The organism is Pseudomonas faucium, assembly GCF_021602585.1.
In the GTDB taxonomy this organism is placed as follows: domain Bacteria; phylum Pseudomonadota; class Gammaproteobacteria; order Pseudomonadales; family Pseudomonadaceae; genus Aquipseudomonas; species Aquipseudomonas faucium.
On the sequence record NZ_BQIP01000022.1, the window covers coordinates 87,806 to 106,352 of the forward strand.

General features: G+C 64.6%; 14 protein-coding genes. 2 read left to right on the forward strand and 12 right to left on the reverse strand.

What is annotated here, in order from left to right; all coding sequences use genetic code 11:
• The first annotated feature begins 182 nt into the window (after nucleotides 1-182).
• Nucleotides 183-638, forward strand: a complete 456-nt coding sequence (locus L6D75_RS21920; protein WP_176511614.1) for an REP-associated tyrosine transposase — start codon at nucleotides 183-185, stop codon at nucleotides 636-638.
• Nucleotides 639-721: 83 nt separating this feature from the next.
• Here the strand turns inward: L6D75_RS21920 and L6D75_RS21925 are convergent, their stop codons facing one another.
• From L6D75_RS21925 to L6D75_RS21950, 6 genes are all read right to left on the reverse strand, one after another.
• Nucleotides 722-2,140: an efflux transporter outer membrane subunit gene (locus L6D75_RS21925; RefSeq protein ID WP_176511613.1), complete on the reverse strand. Its 1,419-nt coding sequence runs from the start codon at nucleotides 2,138-2,140 to the stop codon at nucleotides 722-724.
• On the reverse strand, nucleotides 2,137-3,012 hold the full coding sequence (locus L6D75_RS21930; protein WP_176511612.1) for an efflux RND transporter periplasmic adaptor subunit: 876 nt from the start codon (nucleotides 3,010-3,012) through the stop codon (nucleotides 2,137-2,139). The genes L6D75_RS21925 and L6D75_RS21930 overlap by 4 nt, the downstream gene beginning before the upstream one ends.
• The gene (locus L6D75_RS21935) at nucleotides 3,009-3,221 is read right to left on the reverse strand and encodes a DUF1656 domain-containing protein (protein WP_176511611.1); all 213 of its coding nucleotides are present in this window, start codon (nucleotides 3,219-3,221) and stop codon (nucleotides 3,009-3,011) included. The genes L6D75_RS21930 and L6D75_RS21935 overlap by 4 nt, the downstream gene beginning before the upstream one ends.
• A complete protein-coding gene (locus L6D75_RS21940; protein ID WP_176511610.1) occupies nucleotides 3,218-5,305 on the reverse strand; it encodes an FUSC family protein in 2,088 nt (695 codons plus the stop codon). The genes L6D75_RS21935 and L6D75_RS21940 overlap by 4 nt, the downstream gene beginning before the upstream one ends.
• Nucleotides 5,302-5,754, reverse strand: a complete 453-nt coding sequence (locus L6D75_RS21945) for a MarR family winged helix-turn-helix transcriptional regulator (RefSeq protein WP_176511609.1) — start codon at nucleotides 5,752-5,754, stop codon at nucleotides 5,302-5,304. Before L6D75_RS21945 ends, L6D75_RS21940 begins: the two co-directional genes overlap by 4 nt.
• A 138-nt stretch (nucleotides 5,755-5,892) precedes the next feature.
• Complete coding sequence (locus L6D75_RS21950) at nucleotides 5,893-6,687, reverse strand: tetratricopeptide repeat protein (RefSeq protein ID WP_176511608.1); 795 nt, start codon at nucleotides 6,685-6,687, stop codon at nucleotides 5,893-5,895.
• A gap of 205 nt (nucleotides 6,688-6,892) precedes the next feature.
• On the opposite strand from L6D75_RS21950, the gene L6D75_RS21955 reads away from it, so the two are divergent.
• Complete coding sequence (locus tag L6D75_RS21955) at nucleotides 6,893-7,450, forward strand: WYL domain-containing protein (protein ID WP_176511607.1); 558 nt, start codon at nucleotides 6,893-6,895, stop codon at nucleotides 7,448-7,450.
• Between the two features lie 113 nt (nucleotides 7,451-7,563).
• On the opposite strand, the gene L6D75_RS21960 is transcribed toward L6D75_RS21955, so the two are convergent.
• From L6D75_RS21960 to L6D75_RS21985, 6 genes are all read right to left on the reverse strand, one after another.
• The gene (locus tag L6D75_RS21960; protein ID WP_176511606.1) at nucleotides 7,564-8,427 is read right to left on the reverse strand and encodes an ABC transporter permease; all 864 of its coding nucleotides are present in this window, start codon (nucleotides 8,425-8,427) and stop codon (nucleotides 7,564-7,566) included.
• A 14-nt stretch (nucleotides 8,428-8,441) separates the two neighbouring features.
• Entirely contained in the window at nucleotides 8,442-9,305 is an 864-nt protein-coding gene (locus tag L6D75_RS21965; protein ID WP_176511605.1) for an ABC transporter ATP-binding protein, read from the reverse strand.
• Nucleotides 9,306-9,311: 6 nt separating this feature from the next.
• Nucleotides 9,312-10,331 carry an ABC transporter substrate-binding protein gene (locus tag L6D75_RS21970; RefSeq protein WP_176511604.1) on the reverse strand — a complete coding sequence of 340 codons (1,020 nt, stop codon included), beginning with the start codon at nucleotides 10,329-10,331 and terminating at the stop codon, nucleotides 9,312-9,314.
• Between the two features lie 18 nt (nucleotides 10,332-10,349).
• Nucleotides 10,350-11,249 (reverse strand): TauD/TfdA dioxygenase family protein, encoded by a 900-nt coding sequence (locus tag L6D75_RS21975; protein WP_176511603.1) that lies wholly within the window; start codon nucleotides 11,247-11,249, stop codon nucleotides 10,350-10,352.
• Nucleotides 11,250-11,459: 210 nt separating this feature from the next.
• The gene (locus L6D75_RS21980) at nucleotides 11,460-11,801 is read right to left on the reverse strand and encodes a tryptophan synthase subunit beta (protein ID WP_176511654.1); all 342 of its coding nucleotides are present in this window, start codon (nucleotides 11,799-11,801) and stop codon (nucleotides 11,460-11,462) included.
• Nucleotides 11,802-11,957: 156 nt separating this feature from the next.
• Entirely contained in the window at nucleotides 11,958-18,527 is a 6,570-nt protein-coding gene (locus L6D75_RS21985; protein WP_236193823.1) for an immunoglobulin-like domain-containing protein, read from the reverse strand.
• Nucleotides 18,528-18,547 lie beyond the last annotated feature (20 nt).

Here is an 18,547-nt window from a genome sequence, read left to right on the forward strand (position 1 = left end):
AAAATCTTGAGACAAATGCTTGGCGAGGGCTGCGCCCTCGAATCGCCGGCAAGCCGGCTCCCACAGGATTTTTACAGGCATCAAGGGCGGCGCCACCCTTGAAACAACAGGTACAAATTGAACCCAACCGGCCAAATCATCGTTACTAGCCTGAATAGGCAAACCAACAGGAGGTAGGGAACATGGATCGTCCCCATTCAAATCAGCTGAGAATTGGCAGGTTTTCAGAAAGAAACCGGCTGTACCTTCTCACCAGCACCACGTTGCACAGGGCGCCTTTACTGGGCGGGTTCCACTCGGCTCGGCTGCTGATCAACCAGTTACGCCAAGCCGAGATAGAAGGCGCGGCCCGGTCTTTAGCCTGGGTCGTGATGCCAGATCATTTTCACTGGTTGATCGAATTGGGGCCGGTGAGCCTGAAAACGTTGATGCGTCGGGTAAAGTCGCGCAGCACCTGCGTCATCAATCGCCATCTGGGGCGATATGGAAGGCTCTGGCAGAAGGGTTTTCATGACCGGGCGTTGCGCCGAGAAGAGGACGTGCAGGATGTGGCGCGCTACATCGTCTTGAACCCTAAGCGGGCAGGTCTGGTTGACCGAGTGGGGGATTATCCGCACTGGGATGCGATCTGGCTTTGACTGTCAGGGCCTCATCGCCGGCAAGCCGGCTCCCACAAGGGCGGCGCCCTACCTGTGGGAGCCGTCTTGCCGGCGATTGGGCCTCAATGCTTGGCGGCATCCTTCCAGCCACCGCCCAACGCCAGGAACACCCCAATCTGCCCCATGGCCACCTGGCTATTGGCCGCCGCCAACTGCGCACGCATGTCGGTGTAGGTACGCGTCGCCTGCAGGTCCGCCAGGAACGACTCGCGCCCCGCCTGGTAATAGCGGTGCGTCTGGTCCGCCGCTTCCTTCGCCGATTTTTCCGCCTCGGCCAGCGCATCACGGCGATCCAGCAAGGCGCTGTACTGCGCCAGGCGGGTCTGGGTTTCGCGAATGGCGTTCAGCACCACACCGTCGAAGTTCGCCAACGCCGCCTGGGTCGAAGCCTCGGCCATGCGAATACGCGCGCGGGTGCCGTTGGTGGGGATGGTCCAGCTGATCTGCGGGCCAAAGCCCCAGCGGTTGGTCGAGGGCTCGCCGAGGTTCTCGAGGATACCGATGGTGCCCACCTGGGCGCCGAAGCTGATGTCGGGGTACAGCGCGCCGGTGGCCACGCCGATGGTCGCGGTGGCGGCCGCCAGCTGGCGTTCGGCCTGGCGCACGTCGGGGCGGCGCTTGAGCAGTGCGGCGCCGTCGCCCACCGGCACCAGCTGGTTCAGGTGCGGCAGTTCGGCGCAATCGGCGGTACCGGCAGGCAGTTGGTCCACCGGCTTGGCCAGCAGCGCGGCCAGGGTGTACATGCCGGTCTCGCGCTCGGCCTTGAAGCGCGGCAGTTCGGCGCGCAGGGATTTGAACTGGGTCTGCGAGCGGGTGACCTGGGTTTCATCGCCGCGGCCGGCATCACGCAGGCGCTGGTTGAGCTGCACGCTCTGTTCCTGCAAATCGAGCGATTCGCGGGCGATGTGGTATTCCTCGTTGGCCGAGCACACCTGGGTGTAGGCCTTGACCACATCCGCCACCAAGGTGATGCGCGCCGTGTCGGCGGCGGCCTGCACGGCGTCGGCATTGGCCTTGGCCGCTTCGGTACCGCGCTTGAACGTGCCCCACAGGTCGAACTGGTAGGAGGCGCTGATGATCGCCTCGCCGATGTTGGCCACCGGCACCTTCTCGGGCAGCAGGAAGGCTTCGCCCGACTCCTGCAAGCGCTGGGCGCCGGCCTTGATGCCGCCGTTGAAGCCACCCTGCGACTCGGCCACTTCGACCTGGGCGCGGGCCTTGGCGATGTTGGCCGCCGCCACGCGCAGCTCGGTGTTGGCACTCAACGCCTGGCGCACCAGTTCGTTCAGGCGCTGATCCTGATACAGCTGCCACCAGTCCTCCGGCACCGGCGCCGACACCACGCTATCGGCATCCTGGCGCAGCGGGCCGTTGAGGTCGCTGCGCTGCACGGCGGCGTCCTTGGGCACGTCATAGTCTGGGCCGACCATCATGCAGGCCCCCAGCGACAGGCAGAAACCCGCCAGGATCAGCTGTTTCATGGGTTCTGCCCCTCGATGATCGACACCGTGGCAGTGCGCCCGGCGATCATGCGAAAGTCTTCCGGCACTTCATCGAAGGCGATGCGCACCGGGATCCGCTGGGCCAGACGCACCCAGCTGAACGCCGGGTTGACGTTGGGCAGCAGGTTGGCGCCGCTGCTGCGGTCGCGGTCTTCGATGCCGGCGGCAAAGCTCTGCACCCGGCCGCGCAGGCGGGTGTTGTCGCCCATCACGCGGATGTCCACGGCATCGCCGATGTGGATGCCGCCCAGTTTGGTCTCTTCGAAGTATCCATCGACATGGTAGGACGCGCTGTCGACCACCGACAGCACCGGGTGGCCGGCGGTGACGAACTCGTGGTTACGCGGGGCGCGGTCGTTGAGGTAGCCATCCACCGGGCTGCGCACCACCGAACGGTCGAGGTTGAGCTGGGCGGTATCCACCGCCACCTGCGCCTCGCTCACCGCCGAGCGGGCACGCGCCTCGCGGGACTGGCTCTCTTCCAGCTGCTCGGCCGCCACCAGGTTGCCCAGCTTGCGGTTGCGCTGCGCCTCGCGGGAGGCCTGGGCCAGGGTTTCCTGGCGCTCGCCCAGGGTGGCCTTGGCCTGGCGCAGGGCCAGGCTGAAGCGGTCCTGGTCGATGGTGAACAGCACGTCGCCGCGCTTGACGGTCTGGTTGTCGCGCACCTCGACTTTCTGGATCAACCCAGAGACGTCCGGGGCAATCTGGATCACGTCGGCGCGGATGTGGCCGTCGCGGGTCCAGGGGGCGAACATGTAGTACACCACCATCTGCCACACGAGCACGGCGGCGAAGGTCACTACCAGCAAGGTCAGGACCACACGGCCCAAGGTCAGCAAAGGTTTTTTCATGGCAGCATCAGGCTTCGGCAAAAGTGGTCCACCGCGCCAAGCAGCACGGCATACAAAGCAACGTTGAACAGCGCCCGGTGCCAGACCAGGCGGTAGAAGTGCAGGCGCACCAGCACGGCGTGCACCCCCAGAAACAGCAGGTAGGTGCAGAACATCATCACCAGCAGCGTGGGCAGGAACACCCCGCTGATATCCACTTCACCGATCACAGGGGCGCTCCGTCGAGCCCGGGGGGCAGTTGCGGTTGTTCGGCAGGCTCGAGCATCACCTCCACACCCGGCAACAGCGCCAGGCGCAGGCCGCTCAGGGCATGCAGCAGGTGGGTGCGGGCATCGCCGCGTTCGTACAGTTCATCCAGGTTCAGCGCCTGGCGCGCACGCTCCATGTTGCGCAGCAGTGCGGCCGGCGCATGCAGGCGTTCGCCGGCGCGCAGGCAGGCCGCGTAGTGGCTGCCCACTTCCTCGATCACCGTTTGCAGGCGTTCACGGGCCTGGGTGCCGGCACGCGGCAGGTAGGCCAGCAGGTCGAGCAGGTTCAGACCAACGCGCACGTCGCGCAGGGCCACGCCGCTGTCCTGGCCGGTCTGCGACAGGCGCGGCAGGTGCTGCATCAGGCGGTCGAGCATCTGCACGCCGACCTGGCGATGCTCGGCCAGGCTGGCCGGCTCGGTCATTTCGACGATGTCGCGCCAGAGGAAGCGGGTCATGCGCTTGGCCGCCAGTTCCACGCCGAACGGGCGCATCACCAGGGTCCAGATGAAGGCGAACAGCAGCCCGACCGGGCCGGCCAGGTTGGAGTTGAGGAAGGTGAAGAAGTCGGCGTCGTAGGCGCCCTGGATGCTGATGAAGGTGGACGTGTTGACGATGGTCAGCAAGGTGCCCAGGTAGAAGCGCGGTTGCACGGTCAAGGTGCCGATGCAGATGAATGGCACGGCAAAAGCCAGCACCAGCATCGGGAAGTCGTGCAGGTTGGGCAGCACCAGGAACAGGTACAGGCTGGAGAAGATCACCGACATCAACGTCCAGAAGAAGAACCGGTAGATCTGCGGCGCCGGGTCGTCCATGGCGGCGAAGAAGCTGCACGACACGGCGGCGAGAATCACCGCGCTGGCGCCGTCGTTCCAGCCCAGGCCGATCCACAGGCCACAGGCGACGATGATCGCCAGCACTGTGGACACCACCGAATAGAGCATCAGGCCACGGTCGAAGAACGCCGTCAGGCGGCCCAGGCGCCAGTGCCGGTAGACGGCGCGCCAGGGCGTGGCGTCGTCGGTGCGCAGGGCGTGTTGCAGGGTGCAGCAGTCCTGCCAGAGGTCGGCCCATTCGGTCAGGCGGTACAGGGCGTTGGACAGCAGCAGCTCGGCTTTCTGGTCGAGGGCGGCAGCGCCTGGCTGCAGGCGGTCGATCTGTTCGTGCAGCGCCGTCCAGCGCGCTACCGAGGCGCTCTGGGCGGTGCCTTCGAGCCATTGGCGCGCAGCCTCGAGCACCGGCTGCAACTGGGCAAAATGCGCCGGGGCACGGCCTTCGAGGGCGACCAGGGCATCATCCAGGGCATCGATCACCGGCAGCAGGTGGATCATCCGGCCGCGCAGTTCGCGGGCGTTTTTCAGGGTGTGCGGGCCGGCGCCTTCATGGCCGAGCTGGCCGATCATCAGTTCCAGGGAGTTGAAGGTGGCGACCATCGCGCCACGCATGCCGCCGACCTTGTCGGCAGCCACGTCACGGGCCAGGTAGGTATCGCTGTAGCGGATCGCCTCCTGGAACCAGTTGCCGGTGGCGCCGACCACCACGGGGGCCAGGCGCCGAGGCCAGAAAATCGCGCCGACCACTGCCGCGCAGACGATGCCCAGGCAAATTTCCTGGGCACGCGAAGAGGCCACGTCGAACACCGCCAAGGGGTTGTCGACAACCGCCAGGGCAATCATCGGCAAGGTGTAGCCGGCCAGCATCAGCACGTAGTTGTTGGCGGTGCGCAGGTTCAGCGACAGGTACAGCAAGGTGCCGGTCCACAGGGCGATGGCCACCGTCAGCAACAACGGCGACTGCACCAGCGGCGGCACCAGGAAGATCGCCCCGCCAGCACCCAGCAACGTACCCAGGGCGCGATACAGGGCCTTGGAGCTGGTGGGCCCGACGAACGGGCTGGAGACGATGTACACGGTCGCCATGGCCCAGTACGGGCGCGGCAGCTGCATGAGCAGGGCGATGTACAGGGCGATCATCGACGCGGCGAAGGTGCGCACGCCGTAGAACCAGTCGCGGGCAGGCGGCACCGAGCTGAAGAAACCGTTCATGCCACCCCGCCTGCCGTGCCCAGGCCCGCGGCTTCGAAGGCGCGCAGCACGCGCAGGGTGGCCTGCAGGTCGGCGTCATCGATACCTTGCAGCACCTCGTGGCGCACCCGCACCAGCTCCGCCTCGATGGCTTCGGCCAGGCGCCGGCCTTCGGCTGTCAGGCTCAAGGCCTTGGCGCGGCGGTCCAGCGGGTCTTCGCTGCGGCACACCAGGCCGGCCTTGCACAGCTGGTCGAGCAGGCGCACCAGCGACGGGCTTTCCAGGCCGGCGGCCTGGGCCACGGCCACCTGATGCACGCCATCGCCCAGGCGCACGATCATCAGCAACGGCGCCGCGCAGGCCTCGGAAATACCGTAGCTGGTCAGGGCCGCATGGCAGATCCGCCGCCAATGGCGGGCGGCAACCACCATGCCGGTGCTGACTTGCAGGCGCAGGGAATCAAGGGTCATGTAGAAGAACCAAGGATATTCATAGTTTGCTAACTATCAATATACGCCTTGCCCTCCCCCTGTCGTCAACCGGGGGCGACGAGGGGAATGGATGAATAGTTGTTCATTCTGGGAGGTTGAAGGTGTTTGTGCTGGCGCTCAAGGCTGTACCTGATCTTCAAGCTTCATCGCCAAGGCCAAGGTGCTGCCCATCTGCACCGCCCGATCCCGCCAATCAAGATAGCGAGCCGCATCACACCGGCTGAAATGCACCGCCAACTCCTCGGCCGCCTGCATCACCCCGGCCGCCGCCGCCAGCTCCAGCCAGTAAAGCGCCGCCTTGAGATCAGCTTCCACACACAGGCCATGCAACAGACGATAGCCCACCTCGAAGCGGCAACGTGCGTCCCCGCGCTCCGCGCCACGGAAGAACCACTGGTAGGCCTGCACCAGGTCGACCTGCCAGCCCAACCCGGCATCGCACACTTCTTCCTCGTACAGATCGCCCAGCGCCGCCGCAGCGTGCAGCATGCCCCGCTCGAAGGCCTGCCGGTAACATTCCGCCGCCTGCACGTAGGACGCCTCGACGCCCTTGCCGAAATAATGCTGCTGCCCCAGGTTGAACCAGGCCGGCGCATTGCCCTGCAACGCCGCCATGCGCAGCAGGTGCCCGGCCAGCACGGTGTCGGCGCGCCAGTACTTGCCATTGAGCCAGACCCAGCCCAGGTCGTTGAGCGCCGCCACATTGCCAGCCAGCGCCTGCTGGCGCAGGTCGGCATACACCGCCTGCAGGTCGGCGGCCTCATCCAGCCGGCTGACCAGCAACGCCCGCTGGCTGGGCAACCCGACGCCTGCGAACAGCCGCTGCCGCCTGCCGGCGGGGGTGGGTGCGCAAATGACCTGCTCCGGCAGAAGACGGGCGAGCAGCGAATGGATATTGCTGACAGCAGACATGTTCATCCTCATTGAACGACCCACAGGCCCGACCGCGGCTGTGATGAGGCGTGATTCTGCGTGACGTCACGTCAAAACCTGTCGCGAACGATTCGGCGGGGGCAACCAATTGCGTATTCGTTGATCTGATCGATTCATGGCTAATTGCCATGACCCGATCATGCCGCCATGCTAATGCGGCAAGCCTAGACAAGGACGTTCCCTTTTGCCGTTCGCCACCACCCGCGCCACCCTCAGCCGTCAATGGGCAATGCTGCGCCAGTTGCCCAGCCGCTCTCCGGGCATTACCAGTGCGGAGCTGGTGTGGCGCCTGCGCGATGTGGGGTTCAATGTCAGCAAACGCACGGTGGAGCGCGACCTCAACGAGCTGTCGCTGATCTTTCCGCTGGAGCGTAATGACAAGAGCATTCCGTTTGGCTGGCATTGGTCAGTGAATGCCGGCGCGGAGCTGCGTGGCAACTTCGACCTGCAGGGCTATCTGCGTGGTGAGGCCTTGCAGCCGGTGCAGGAAGAGGGCTTGCAGCTGCAGGCCTGGGTCAGCGACCAGGTGGCCCGGCAGTTGCGAGAAATGCCGTTGAGTGCGGGCATGCAACTCACCGCCCTGGAGCAGGGGCACCGGCTGCAGGTCACCCTGGAGGATGGTTGGGGGGTGCGCTGGTGGGTGTTGAGCCAGGGGGATGGGGTGAGGGTGGAGCAGCCTGATGAGCTGCGCGATGAGATTGCCCGGACCTTGAACAACGCGGCTGCGCAGTATCAGGCGTAGTGGCCTGTCCTGGCCCTATCGCCGGCAAGCCGGCTCCCACAAGTACACCGCTGGCCTCTAAAGCGCTGCAGTTCCTGTGGGAGCCGGCTTGCCGGCGATAGGGCCGCAGCAGATCAGCGCTGCATCCCCCAGCGCCGCACGGTCAGCCGCTCCAGGGTATTGAACACCAACCCTTCCACCAGCAACCCGATCAGGATCACCACCGCCAACCCGGCAAACACCTTGTCGGTATACAGCTCGTTGCGGTTCTGGAAGATGTACCACCCCAGCCCGCCCTTGCCACTGCTGGCGCCGAACACCAGCTCGGCGGCGATCAAGGTACGCCAGGCAAAGGCCCAGCCGATCTTCAGCCCCGACAGAATCGACGGCAGCGCCGCCGGCACCAGGATGTGCAGCACCAGACGCAGCCCTTTGAGGCCATAGTTGCGCCCGGCCATGCGCAAGGTTTCCGAGACGCCGAGAAAGCCGGCATAGGTATTGAGCGCCAGCGCCCACAGCACCGAATGCACCAGCACGAAGATCAGGCTGTTGTCGCCCAGCCCGAACCACAGCAGGGCCAGCGGCAGCAGGGCGATCGCCGGCAGCGGGTTGAACATCGAGGTCAGCGTGCCCAGCAGATCACGGCCCAGCTGGGTCGATACGGCCAGGCTGGTCAGGCCGAAGGCCAGGACGATACCCAGCACGTAGCCCTTGAGCAGAATCACCAGCGACACGCCGACCTTGGCGGGCAGCTCCCCGCTCAAAAGGCCGTCCCACAGGGCTGCCGCGGTTTGCAGGAAGGTTGGCAACAGCAGGTCGTTGCCCTGGTAACGGGCAATGGCCTCCCACAATGCGGCGATCACCACGAGGATCACCGCCTTGCGCAGCCAGCCGTGCTGCCACAGGCGCTGGGCCAGTGGCAGGTTGCGCTCCAGCGGCACACTCAGCAGCGGCTCCAGCTGCACTTCGTATTCCTGCCGAACAGGGGTAGTGGTCATGGCTCGAGCTCCTGTCAGTAAGCGATACGAATGTCGTTGAAGCCCAGGTCCTGGGCCTGTTCGGGGGCATCGGCCTCGTCGAACAGCAGCCGATGGATGCGCCTGGCGCTGGCCTGGAAGTCACTGGCGCCGAGGCTGCCCAGGTCGTACTGGTGGCTGTGCACCTCGGCCCGCACGCGCCCGGGGTGCGGCGACAGCAGCAGGATGCGGTTGCCGACCACCAGCGCTTCTTCGATGGAGTGGGTGACGAACAGCAAGGTGAAGCGCACCTCCTCCCACAGCAGCAACAGCTCCTCCTGCATCTTGCGCCGGGTCAGCGCATCGAGGGCGGCGAACGGCTCGTCCATCAGCAGGACCTTCGGCTGGGTGGCCAGCGCCCGGGCAATCGCCACGCGCGCCTTCATGCCGCCCGACAGCGTGTGCGGGTAGGCATCGGCAAATGCCGCCAGGCCAACCTTGTCCAGGTAGTGCAGCGCCCGCTCCTCGGCCTCGGCGCGCTTGAGCTGGCCAGACACCAGCAACGGGAACATCACGTTCTGCTTCACCGTCTTCCAGGGCGGCAGCTGGTCGAACTCCTGGAACACCACGATGCGATCGGGGCCAGGGCCGCTGACCGGTTGGCCCTGCAGCAGAATCTGCCCTTCCTGGGGGCTGATGAAGCCGGCCACGGCCTTGAGCAAGGTCGACTTGCCGCAACCGGACGGGCCGAGCAGCACGAAGCGGTCGGCGCGGTCGACTTCGAAGCTGACCTGGTGGGTGGCCCGCACCACGCGCTGGGCGGTGCGGTATTCGAGGCTCAGGTTGTCCACCTTGAGCAACGCGGGTGTAGCGACACGGCTCAGGTTGCTGGCCGTGTGGCCTGGCAATGGGGCGGTCATCGGCGCTCAGCTCCCCTGCAGCGGGCGTTCGTCCTGGAAGAAGTAGTCCTTCCACGACTCCGGCTTGTGCTTGATGGCGCCGACCCGGTACAGGAAGTCGGCCAGTTTGTAGGTGTTCTTCGGCGTGACGGTGAATTCGTACTGCGGGTTGTCGATCAACTTGATCAGCGCCTCGCGGTCGATCTTGGCCTTGGTCACGCGGATGTAGGTGTCGGCGGCAGCGGCCTTGTCCTTCTGGGCGAAGTCCGCGGCCTCGGCCAGGGCATCGACGAAGGCCTTGTAGGTCTTGGGGTTGTCGTTGCGGAATTTCTCGGTGGCAAACAGCAGCGTCGGCGAGTTGGGGCCGAGCAGGTCATAGCTGTTGAGCACCACGTGCACGTTCTTGTTGGCCAGCGCCTGGTCCTGGAACGGCGGGTTGGAGAAGTGCCCGTTGAGCTCGGTGCCGCCGGCCAGCAAGGCGGCGGTGGCATCCGGGTGCGGTACGGCCAGGGTGTACTTGTCGAGGCGGTTGTATTCCTTGTCGCCCCACTGCTGGGCGGCGGCGTACTGCAGGAAGCGCGACTGCACCGAGACGCCCACTGCAGGCACGGCGATGCGGTCCTTGTCGGAGATGTCGGCGATGGTCTTCACGTTCGGGTTGCTGCTGACCAGGTAGTACGGGAAGTTGCCCAGCGAAGCCACGGCCTTGACGTTCTGCCGGCCCTTGGTGCGGTCCCACACGGTCAGCAGCGGGCCGACGCCGGCACCGGCGATGTCGACCGAGCCGGACAGCAACGCATCGTTGATCGCCGCGCCGCCGGAAAGCTGGGCCCAGTCGACTTCGATGTCCAGGCCCTGCTCCTTGCCATGTTTTTCGATCAGGTGCTGGTCACGCACCACGTTGAGCAGCAGGTAGACGATGCCGAACTGCTCGGCGATGCGGATCTTGCCTTCGGCATGGGCCAGGGTCGGCGCGGCAAGGCTGCCTAGAACCAGGCTGGCGCCCAGGCCGATGCTTGCCGCCAGGCGGCTGATGGAGTTGCGCATGTGGGTTTTCCTCAGTCGTCAGAACGGGGCATCGCCCTGGATGGTGGTGCGGAACAACTTGCGCCGCAGGTGCGCGGGGCAACCGGTGGCCAGGTGGATGAGCGAGCGGTTGTCCCAGAACACCAGGTCGTGGGGCTGCCACTGGTGGCGGTAGATGTTCTGCTCCAGCACGCTCAGGGCATACAGCTGCTGCAGCACGTCGCGGCTCTCATCGGCGGGCAGGCCGACGATGCGGGTGGTGAAGCCTTCGCTGACGAACAGCGCCTTGCGGCCGTTTTCCGGGTGGGTACGCACCACCGGGTGGATCACTTCCTGCACCTGGGCCAGCTGTTCGGCGGTCAGGGTCGGGCGCCAGTTGCCCTCGAACTTGGTCTCGGCGTAGCGCGCGGTGTAGGAATGCGCGGCAGCGCGGCCTTCGACCACCTTGCGCAGCGCCGGCGGCACCGCGTCCCAGGCTTTGTGCATGTCGGCGAACAGGGTGTCGCCGCCTTCGCTGGGCAGCTCCTGGGCGTGGAGCATGGAGCCCAGGCTTGGCAGCTCCTTGTAGGAGAGGTCCGAGTGCCAGAACTTGCCGGCATCGCCCAGGCCGATGTTCTGGCCGTTCTCGATGATGTTGGAAACGATCAGGATCTCGGGGTGGCCCGCCAGCAGGAACTGCTTGAGCACGTGGATCTGCAGCTCGCCGAAACGGCGGCTGAAGGCGATTTGCTGTTGCGGGCTGATGCGCTGGTCACGAAACACCAGCACGTGGTGGTCGAGATGGGCGCGGTGGATACGGCTGAAATCTTCGCCATTGACCGGTTTGGCCAGGTCCAGGCCGATGATCTCGGCGCCCACGGCACCGGAGAACGGGCGGATTTCGAAGCTTTGCGGCTGGGCGCTGTCGATGGACGACAAGGCGTTCGAGGCGGCGGACATTGTTCACTCCCACGCAGTGCGCGACTTCATGGCGCGCAACGATCAGAAACGCACGGGGTTTACCCGTGTGGGTTCGAGTCGTGCGGCGCATCGATTGGTCGACGGGTACGCAGTGGGGATGACTATAAAGTCATAAGAAAAATAATTTAAATACCGTTAATGAATAACGATATGAAGGGGGCAGTGCGCGCTTTTGGTGCTGAAGGGGGGTCAGATCAACCCGCCCTCCTCTTCTTCCTCGATCAGGTTGTTCAGGCTGCCGAGCGCCTTGCGCGCCGTGGAGCGGTTGAGCAGCTTGGCCTGGGCACCGGGCGGCAGGTCGGTGATGCTGAACACGCCTTTGGCGGTCAGCACTTCGATCAAGTCCTCGAGCACTCGGATCATGTCCAGGTCGCTCTGCTTGAGCTGCTTGAGGCTGTTCTCCACCACGTCGTCGGCAAACCATTCCTGGATTTCGGCGTGGTCGGCCGGGAGGATTTCCGTGTATTCGGCATAGGGTGCGGCTTCTACCCGCAGCAACTGGCCATCGGCGTCGCGTTGCACGTAGAACATGGCGTCGTCCCTCGTCACGATGATTCCTTGTTGGTAGACAGCAGCATAGGCAAAGTTCTCCGGGCGCGTCAGCCCGGCGCATGAGTATGCGCTGCGCGAGGGTGGGAGAAAAGACCGCTGCCGCGGTGGCCAGATACGGCCACCGCGGCAGTGGGGTCAGTTGTTGTCGATCTTGATGGTCGGGTCGGCACCGCTGATCAACGAGTTGATCGTGGTATTGGACCAGTTCACCCCTTCGAGCTTGATCGTCACGTCGGCATTGGCCAGGCCGCCGGCCGCGTTGAGCTTGCCCTCGGTGCTCACCTGCAGGGTCGAGGAGCCATCGACGGTGGTGATCTTCAGGAAGTTGTCGATGGTGCTGGCCTTCTCGCCCTGCAGCAGGTCGCGCAGGTCGAGGCGGTCGCCCTCGCTGGACTTGAAGTCCTTGATCACATCGTTGCCCAGGTCGCCGGCCTTCCACACGAAGGTGTCGGCACCGCTGCCACCGATCAGGATGTCGTTGCCCTGGCCGCCGATCAGGGTGTCGTTGCCCGAACCGCCCAGCAGGATGTCATTGCCCTTGCCGCCATCGAGCAGGTCGTTGCCACCCTGGCCGAAGATGATGTCATTGCCCGCGCCACCCATCAGGGTGTCGGCACCGTCGTTGGCGCCGGAGACATCGAATTCGGTGTAGTGCTCGCTGACGTACTTGTGCATCGCCCGCGCGTCCACATCACCTGCATCGACGCCCAGCTTGCTGGCGACATACCCCTGGATCGCCTCGACACCGGTACCGGCGATCGACGGGAAGGTCAGCAGGTCGCCGAAGATGATGTCGTTGCCATCACCGCCGTTGACCGTGTCGTTGCCCGGCTGGGTGACTTCGGTGTGGCCGAGGATCGCATCGGCCAGCTTGCTCGGGTCGATGTTGGTCTGCGGCTTGCCATCAGTGTCGTAAGGCTTGAGATCGCTGGTCTTGACGTCGTTGTTGAGGCCGATGGCCTCCACGTCCGAAAGCCCCGCCAGGATCTTGAAGCTGTCGGTGGAGTTGGTGGTGGTGGCTTTGTCGGTGCTGTTGCCAGTACCGGCCAAGGTCGACAGCTCGTAGGTGCCATCGCCCTGGGCGTGGATCGAGTACGAGCTGTAGTTGTACCAGCTGCTGCCGTACTTGTACTGGACGGTCATGGAGCCATCGGAATCGATGTTCACCCGGGTGCTGCTGTCCACGCTGCCACGGTAGACCGTGTCGCCCATCTTGTAGTTGATCGACGACAGGTAGGTATCGAGGTTGACGTTGCTGTAACCCAGTTTCGGGTTGCCCTGCTCGTTGGTCTGGTAGTAGGTCGGCTGGCCATCGGTAATGAAGAACGTCTGGTTGCTGCCCGTGCTGCCGGCGTCCTTGAGGTTCTGGAACCAGTTGGCAGTGGTCTTGAAGGCGTCTTCGTAGTTGGTGCCGCCGTTGGACTTCAGGCCGTTCAGGGCATTGAGCAGCGTCTGCAGGCCGGCGTCGTTGAGGGTCACCGAAACGGTGCTCTTGACCTGGGTGGCGAAGTCGACCAGCAGGATGTTCACGGTACCCGACTGCGAGCCCTTGACGCTGGCAGCCAGGGTCTTGAACACCGACTCCAGCGAACTCTTCGCCGCGTTCACGCCCGAGGAGCCCATGCTGCCCGAGGTGTCGACGATGAAGGCGATGTTGTAGTCCTGGCCCGGCACCACGTGCAGGCCGCTGACATCGGCGACGATGATGTCGTTGCCATCGGTGCCGGTGATGTTGTCGCTGTCGGAGGACAGGTTGCTGGTGGTGTACGCCTGCGGGTAGACCGTGACCTTGATGCTGCCTTCGCTGGTGGCGGTGCTGCCGCCAACGCTCTCGGTGGAGGTCGAGGTGACCTTCACGTCGAACTGGCCGGCGTAGTAGGCCGGCGGCTTGATGGTCAGACTGCCGAGGTTCCAGCCGGTGACATCCACCGGGCTCGAGCCGACGGTGAAGGTGTGGCCTGCGTTGTCGGCGACCACCGAGCCTGCCGGGATGCCGCTGAGCTTGACGTTCAGGCTCTCGGAGCCGTCGGTGTCGGTCAGCCCGGTGCTGATGCCCACCAGCTTGACCGGCGCGCCGTTCTCGCCACCTTCGTTGAGCTTGTAGCCGTCGTAGTAGCCCTGGCCGTTGCTGCCATGCAGGTCGGACACCGTGACCCCGGCGCCAGCCAGCGCACCGACGTTCGGGTACATCGGGATGTTGGCACTGTTGAGGTCGGTGACCGCGCCGTTGCCCACCTTGATGTTGACGTCGAGGCTGCCTGGGCCTGCCTGGTTGGCGTTGTAGATTTCCAGGGTGTAGTAGCCGCTGGTGGTCGGCGTGAAGCTGCCGGAAATGCTGCCGCTGCCCGAGCCCCAGGTGGCGCCGGCGACGTTCTTGCCACCGATGACGATCTGCAGGCTGTCGTCGGCGGTGCCGCTGAAGGTGTAAGTCTTGCCGGCTTCCAGGTAGATCAGGCCGGAGGTCTTCGAACCGGTGCCCGGGGTGACGGTGGCCGAGGTATCGACCGTGTTCACCAGCTCACTTTTGCTGGCGTTGCCGGAGTTGGCGAACACGTTCTTCAGCGCATCGCCGGTGATGCCATTGCCGTTGGTGCCCAGGCCGGTGAGGCTGGTCCAGGTTTCCTTGGTCAGGCCGAGCGAGTTGACGTTGTTGCTGCCAATGCTCAGGTCCGGCTTGTCGGCAACCGGGGCGATGTCGACCTTCAAGGTCGCCTCGCTGCCCGCGTCCTTGCCATCGGTTGGCTTGTACTTGATCTGCGCGTAGTCGGCCTGCTTGTTGCCCACGCCGCTGCCGCCGTAGCCGTCGATGCCCGACTGGTTGGCCAACGGCACGAACTTGAGCTTGCCTGCGTCGATGTCGGCCTGGCTGATGGTCTGGCCGGCCTTGACGTCGACCCAGCTGGTGCCGTTGAACAGTTTCAGCGTGCCGGCGTCCGGCAGCTTGGTGATGGTGATGCCCAGGCTGCTGGTCGGCGAGTCGACGTCGCGGACATTGAAGTCGTTCCAGCCCAGCACCAGGTCGGTGTCTTCCTGGCCGGTGACGGCGCCGCCGGTGCTGACCGGCGCGTCGTTGACCGCGATGACGTTGACCGTGGTGGTGGCGGTGTTCGAGGTGTTGACGCCATCGGTCACGGTCACCGTGATGATCCGCGGCGTGGTGCTCGGGTCTTCACTGGTGTTGATGAAGGTGATGTTCTTGATGGCCTGGATGTAGTCGGCCAGCGATGCGCTGCCGCTCAGGGTCAGCACCACCTTGCCGTCGGTGCTGTTGGCGTTGATGGTGATGCCGCCGACGCTGTTGCCCAGGTTCAGGGCATCGCCTGGCTGTCGGTTGGTCAGGATCACGGTGGCGCCGGTGAGCATCGAGCTGTCGAAGTCGGTGATCGACACGTCCACATCACCGATCGACACGCCGCTGCCCGGCTGGTTCTCGGTGAAGGTGGTCTGGTAGTCGGCGCCGGTCTTGCCGCTGGAATCGTTGGCGTCCAGGTCCAGCACCGGGGCGGGCTCGAAGATCTGCGTGGTGACGCTGCCGGCGGTACCGCTGACTTCCAGCTTCTCGAAGTTGCCGCCGGTGGCCGAGTCGACCTTGACGGTGAACTGCTCGGTGCCTTCGGTGACGTTGTCCTTGAGGGTCGGGATGGTGAAGTTGGCGGTGGAGCTGCCAGCCTTGATGGTCACCGTGGTCACGCCGGTGTAGTCCGCGCCGTTGGTGGCGGTGCCGGTGTAGCTCAGCTTGACCGTGACATCGGTCTTCGCCGGGCTGGTCAGGGTCAGCGTGTAGGTGGCGTTGCCGCCCTCGGCGACGGCCGTGGTGCCGGTGATCGACAGGGTCGTGGTATCGATGGTGTCGGCGATGTTGGCGACCGCGGTGGCGCCGGCCACGCTGGTGGCTTCGAAGTTGCCGCCGTTGATCGCGGTGACGGTCGCGGTCATCGTGCTGGCGTCGTTGTACACGTCCTCGCCATTGGGGTTCGGTACCGCCAGGGTGCCTTTGCCGGTGGCGTCGAGGTTGACCGTGTAGTTGGTGCCGGCGACGTTGACGGTCAGGGTTGCCGGGCTGCCGCTTTGTGGCGGGTTGCTCAGCTGGAAGTTGAAGATGACGTTGGCGTCGCCTTCTTTTGCCGGGTTGGCCGTGACCGCCACGGTGGTGGTGTCGAGGGTGTCGGCGATGTTCGCGGTGGCGTTGGCGCCGGTCAGGCTGACGTTCTCGAAGTTGCCGCCGTTCACGGCAGTGACCGTGGCCTTGAGGGTGCTGGCGTCGTTGTAGACGTCTTCACCATTGGGGTTCGGTACCGCCAGGGTGCCCTTGCCGCTCGCGTCGACCTTGACCGTGTAGTTGGTGCCCGCGACGTTGACGGTCAGCGTCGTGGTGCTGCCCGCTTGTGGCGGGTTGCTCAGCTGGAAGTTGAAGGTGACGTTGGCGTCGCCTTCTTTTGCCGGGTTGGCTGTGACCGCCACGGTGGTGGTGTCGATGGTGTCTTTGATTTCAGCGGTCGCGGTGGCGCCGGTCAGGCTCACGTTCTCGAAGTTGCCGCCGTTCACGGCAGTGACCTTGGCAGTGACGCTGCTGGCGTCCAGGTACACGTCTTCGCCGTTGGTGTTGGCGATGACCAGGGTGCCTTTGCCGGTCGCATCGATGTTCACGGTGCGGCTGACGCCGCCGACATCGACGGTGAGCGTGGTGGTGGTGCCGGTTTGCGGCGGGTTGCTCAGCTGGAAGTGGAAGGTGATGTTGGCATCGCCTTCTTTCGCTGGGTCGGCGGTCACATTCACCGTCGTGGTGTCGATGGTGTCCTTGATCTCAGCAGTCGCAGTGGCGCCGGTCAGGCTCACGTTCTCGAAGTTGCCGCCGTTCACGGCAGTGACCGTGGCCTTGAGGGTGCTGGCGTCGTTGTAGACGTCCTCACCATTCGGGTTCGGTACCGCCAGGGTGCCCTTGCCGCTCGCGTCGACCTTGACTGTGTAGTTGGTGCCGGCGACGTTGACGGTCAGCGTGGTGGTGCTGCCGGCCTGCGGCGGGTTGCTCAGCTGGAAGTTGAAGGTGACGGTGGCATCGCCTTCTTTCGCCGGGTTGGCCGTGACCGCCACGGTGGTGGTATCGATTGTGTCGGCGATGTTCGCGGTCGCAGTGGCGCCGGTCAGGCTGACGTTCTCGAAGTTGCCGCCGTTGACTGCGGTGACCGTGGCCTTGAGGGTGCTGGCGTCGTTGTAGACGTCTTCACCGTTGGGGTTAGGTACCGACAGGGTGCCCTTGCCAGTCGCGTCGACCTTGACCGTGTAGTTGGTGCCCGCGACGTTGACGGTCAGCGTGGTGGTGCTGCCGGCTTGCGGCGGGTTGCTCAGCTGGAAGTTGAAGGTGACGTTGGCGTCGCCTTCTTTCGCTGGGTCGGCGGTCACATTGACCGTCGTGGTGTCGATGGTGTCCTTGATCTCGGCAGTCGCAGTGGCGCCGGTCAGGCTGACGTTCTCGAAGTTGCCGCCGTTCACAGCAGTGACCTTGGCAGTGACGCTGCTGGCGTCCAGGTACACGTCTTCGCCATTGGTGTTGGCGATGACCAGGGTGCCTTTGCCGGTCGCATCGATGTTCACGGTGCGGCTGACGCCGCCGACATCGACGGTGAGCGTGGTGGTGCTGCCGGTTTGCGGCGGGTTGCTCAGCTGGAAGTGGAAGGTGATGTTGGCATCGCCTTCTTTTGCTGGGTCAGCCGTGACCGCCACGGTAGTGGTGTCGAGGGTGTCCTTGATCTCGGCGGTGACGCTCGACTTGCTCAGGTCCACCGCTTCGAAGTTGCCGCCATCGACTTTGGTGACGGTCGCGGTCAGCGTCGAACCATCTTTGTAGACGTCTTCGCCGTTGGTGTTCGGAACTGCCAGGACGCCTTTGCCAGTTGCATCCACTTTGACGGTGTAGTCGGTACCGCCGACGTTCACGGTCAGAGTCGTGGTGCTACCCGCTTGTGGCGGGTTGCTCAGCTGGAAGTGGAAGGTGACGTTGGCGTCGCCTTCTTTTGCAGGATCAGCCGTGACTGCCACGGTGGTGGTGTCGAGGGTGTCCTTGATGTCGGCGGTCACGCTCGACTTGCTCAGGTCGACCGCTTCGAAGTTACCGCCATCAACTTTGGTGACGGTCGCGGTCAGCGTCGAACCATCTTTGTAGACGTCTTCGCCGTTGGTGTTCGGGACTTCCAAGACGCCTTTACCAGTCGCGTCGACTTTGACGGTGTAGTCGGTGCCACCGACGTTGACGGTCAGGGTCGTGGCGCTACCAGCCTGCGGCGGGTTGCTCAGCTGGAAGTGGAAGGTGACATTCGCGTCGCCTTCTTTCGCAGGATCGGCTGTTACGGTGACCGTGGTGGTGTCGATCGTGTCTTTGACGTCGGCCGTCGCGGTGGCCTTGCTCAGATCAACTTCTTCGAAGTTGCCGCCATTTACGGCCGTCACTTGCGCAGTCACGGTAGTACCGTCTTTGTAGACGTCTTCACCGTTAGTGTTCGGGACTTCCAGGACACCTTTACCGGTCGCATCGACTTTGACGGTGTAGTCAGTCCCACCGACGTTCACGGTCAGCGTGGTGGTGCTGCCCGCTTGCGGTGGATTGCTCAGCTGGAAGTGGAAGGTGACGTTGGCGTCGCCTTCTTTTGCAGGATCAGCCGTGACTGCCACGGTGGTGGTGTCGAGGGTGTCCTTGATGTCGGCGGTCACGCTCGACTTGCTCAGGTCGA

Bases quoted from the DNA above. Each gene is read 5' to 3' on its own strand.
- L6D75_RS21975 (WP_176511603.1), bottom strand. From the start codon at position 11,249: ATGTCCGCCGCCTCGAACGCCTTGTCGTCCATCGACAGCGCCCAGCCG.
- L6D75_RS21940 (WP_176511610.1), bottom strand. From the start codon at position 5,305: ATGAACGGTTTCTTCAGCTCGGTGCCGCCTGCCCGCGACTGGTTCTAC.
- L6D75_RS21980 (WP_176511654.1), bottom strand. From the start codon at position 11,801: ATGTTCTACGTGCAACGCGACGCCGATGGCCAGTTGCTGCGGGTAGAA.
- L6D75_RS21920 (WP_176511614.1), top strand. From the start codon at position 183: ATGGATCGTCCCCATTCAAATCAGCTGAGAATTGGCAGGTTTTCAGAA.
- L6D75_RS21950 (WP_176511608.1), bottom strand. From the start codon at position 6,687: ATGTCTGCTGTCAGCAATATCCATTCGCTGCTCGCCCGTCTTCTGCCG.
- L6D75_RS21970 (WP_176511604.1), bottom strand. From the start codon at position 10,331: ATGCGCAACTCCATCAGCCGCCTGGCGGCAAGCATCGGCCTGGGCGCC.
- L6D75_RS21945 (WP_176511609.1), bottom strand. From the start codon at position 5,754: ATGACCCTTGATTCCCTGCGCCTGCAAGTCAGCACCGGCATGGTGGTT.
- L6D75_RS21930 (WP_176511612.1), bottom strand. From the start codon at position 3,012: ATGAAAAAACCTTTGCTGACCTTGGGCCGTGTGGTCCTGACCTTGCTG.
- L6D75_RS21925 (WP_176511613.1), bottom strand. From the start codon at position 2,140: ATGAAACAGCTGATCCTGGCGGGTTTCTGCCTGTCGCTGGGGGCCTGC.
- L6D75_RS21965 (WP_176511605.1), bottom strand. From the start codon at position 9,305: ATGACCGCCCCATTGCCAGGCCACACGGCCAGCAACCTGAGCCGTGTC.
- L6D75_RS21960 (WP_176511606.1), bottom strand. From the start codon at position 8,427: ATGACCACTACCCCTGTTCGGCAGGAATACGAAGTGCAGCTGGAGCCG.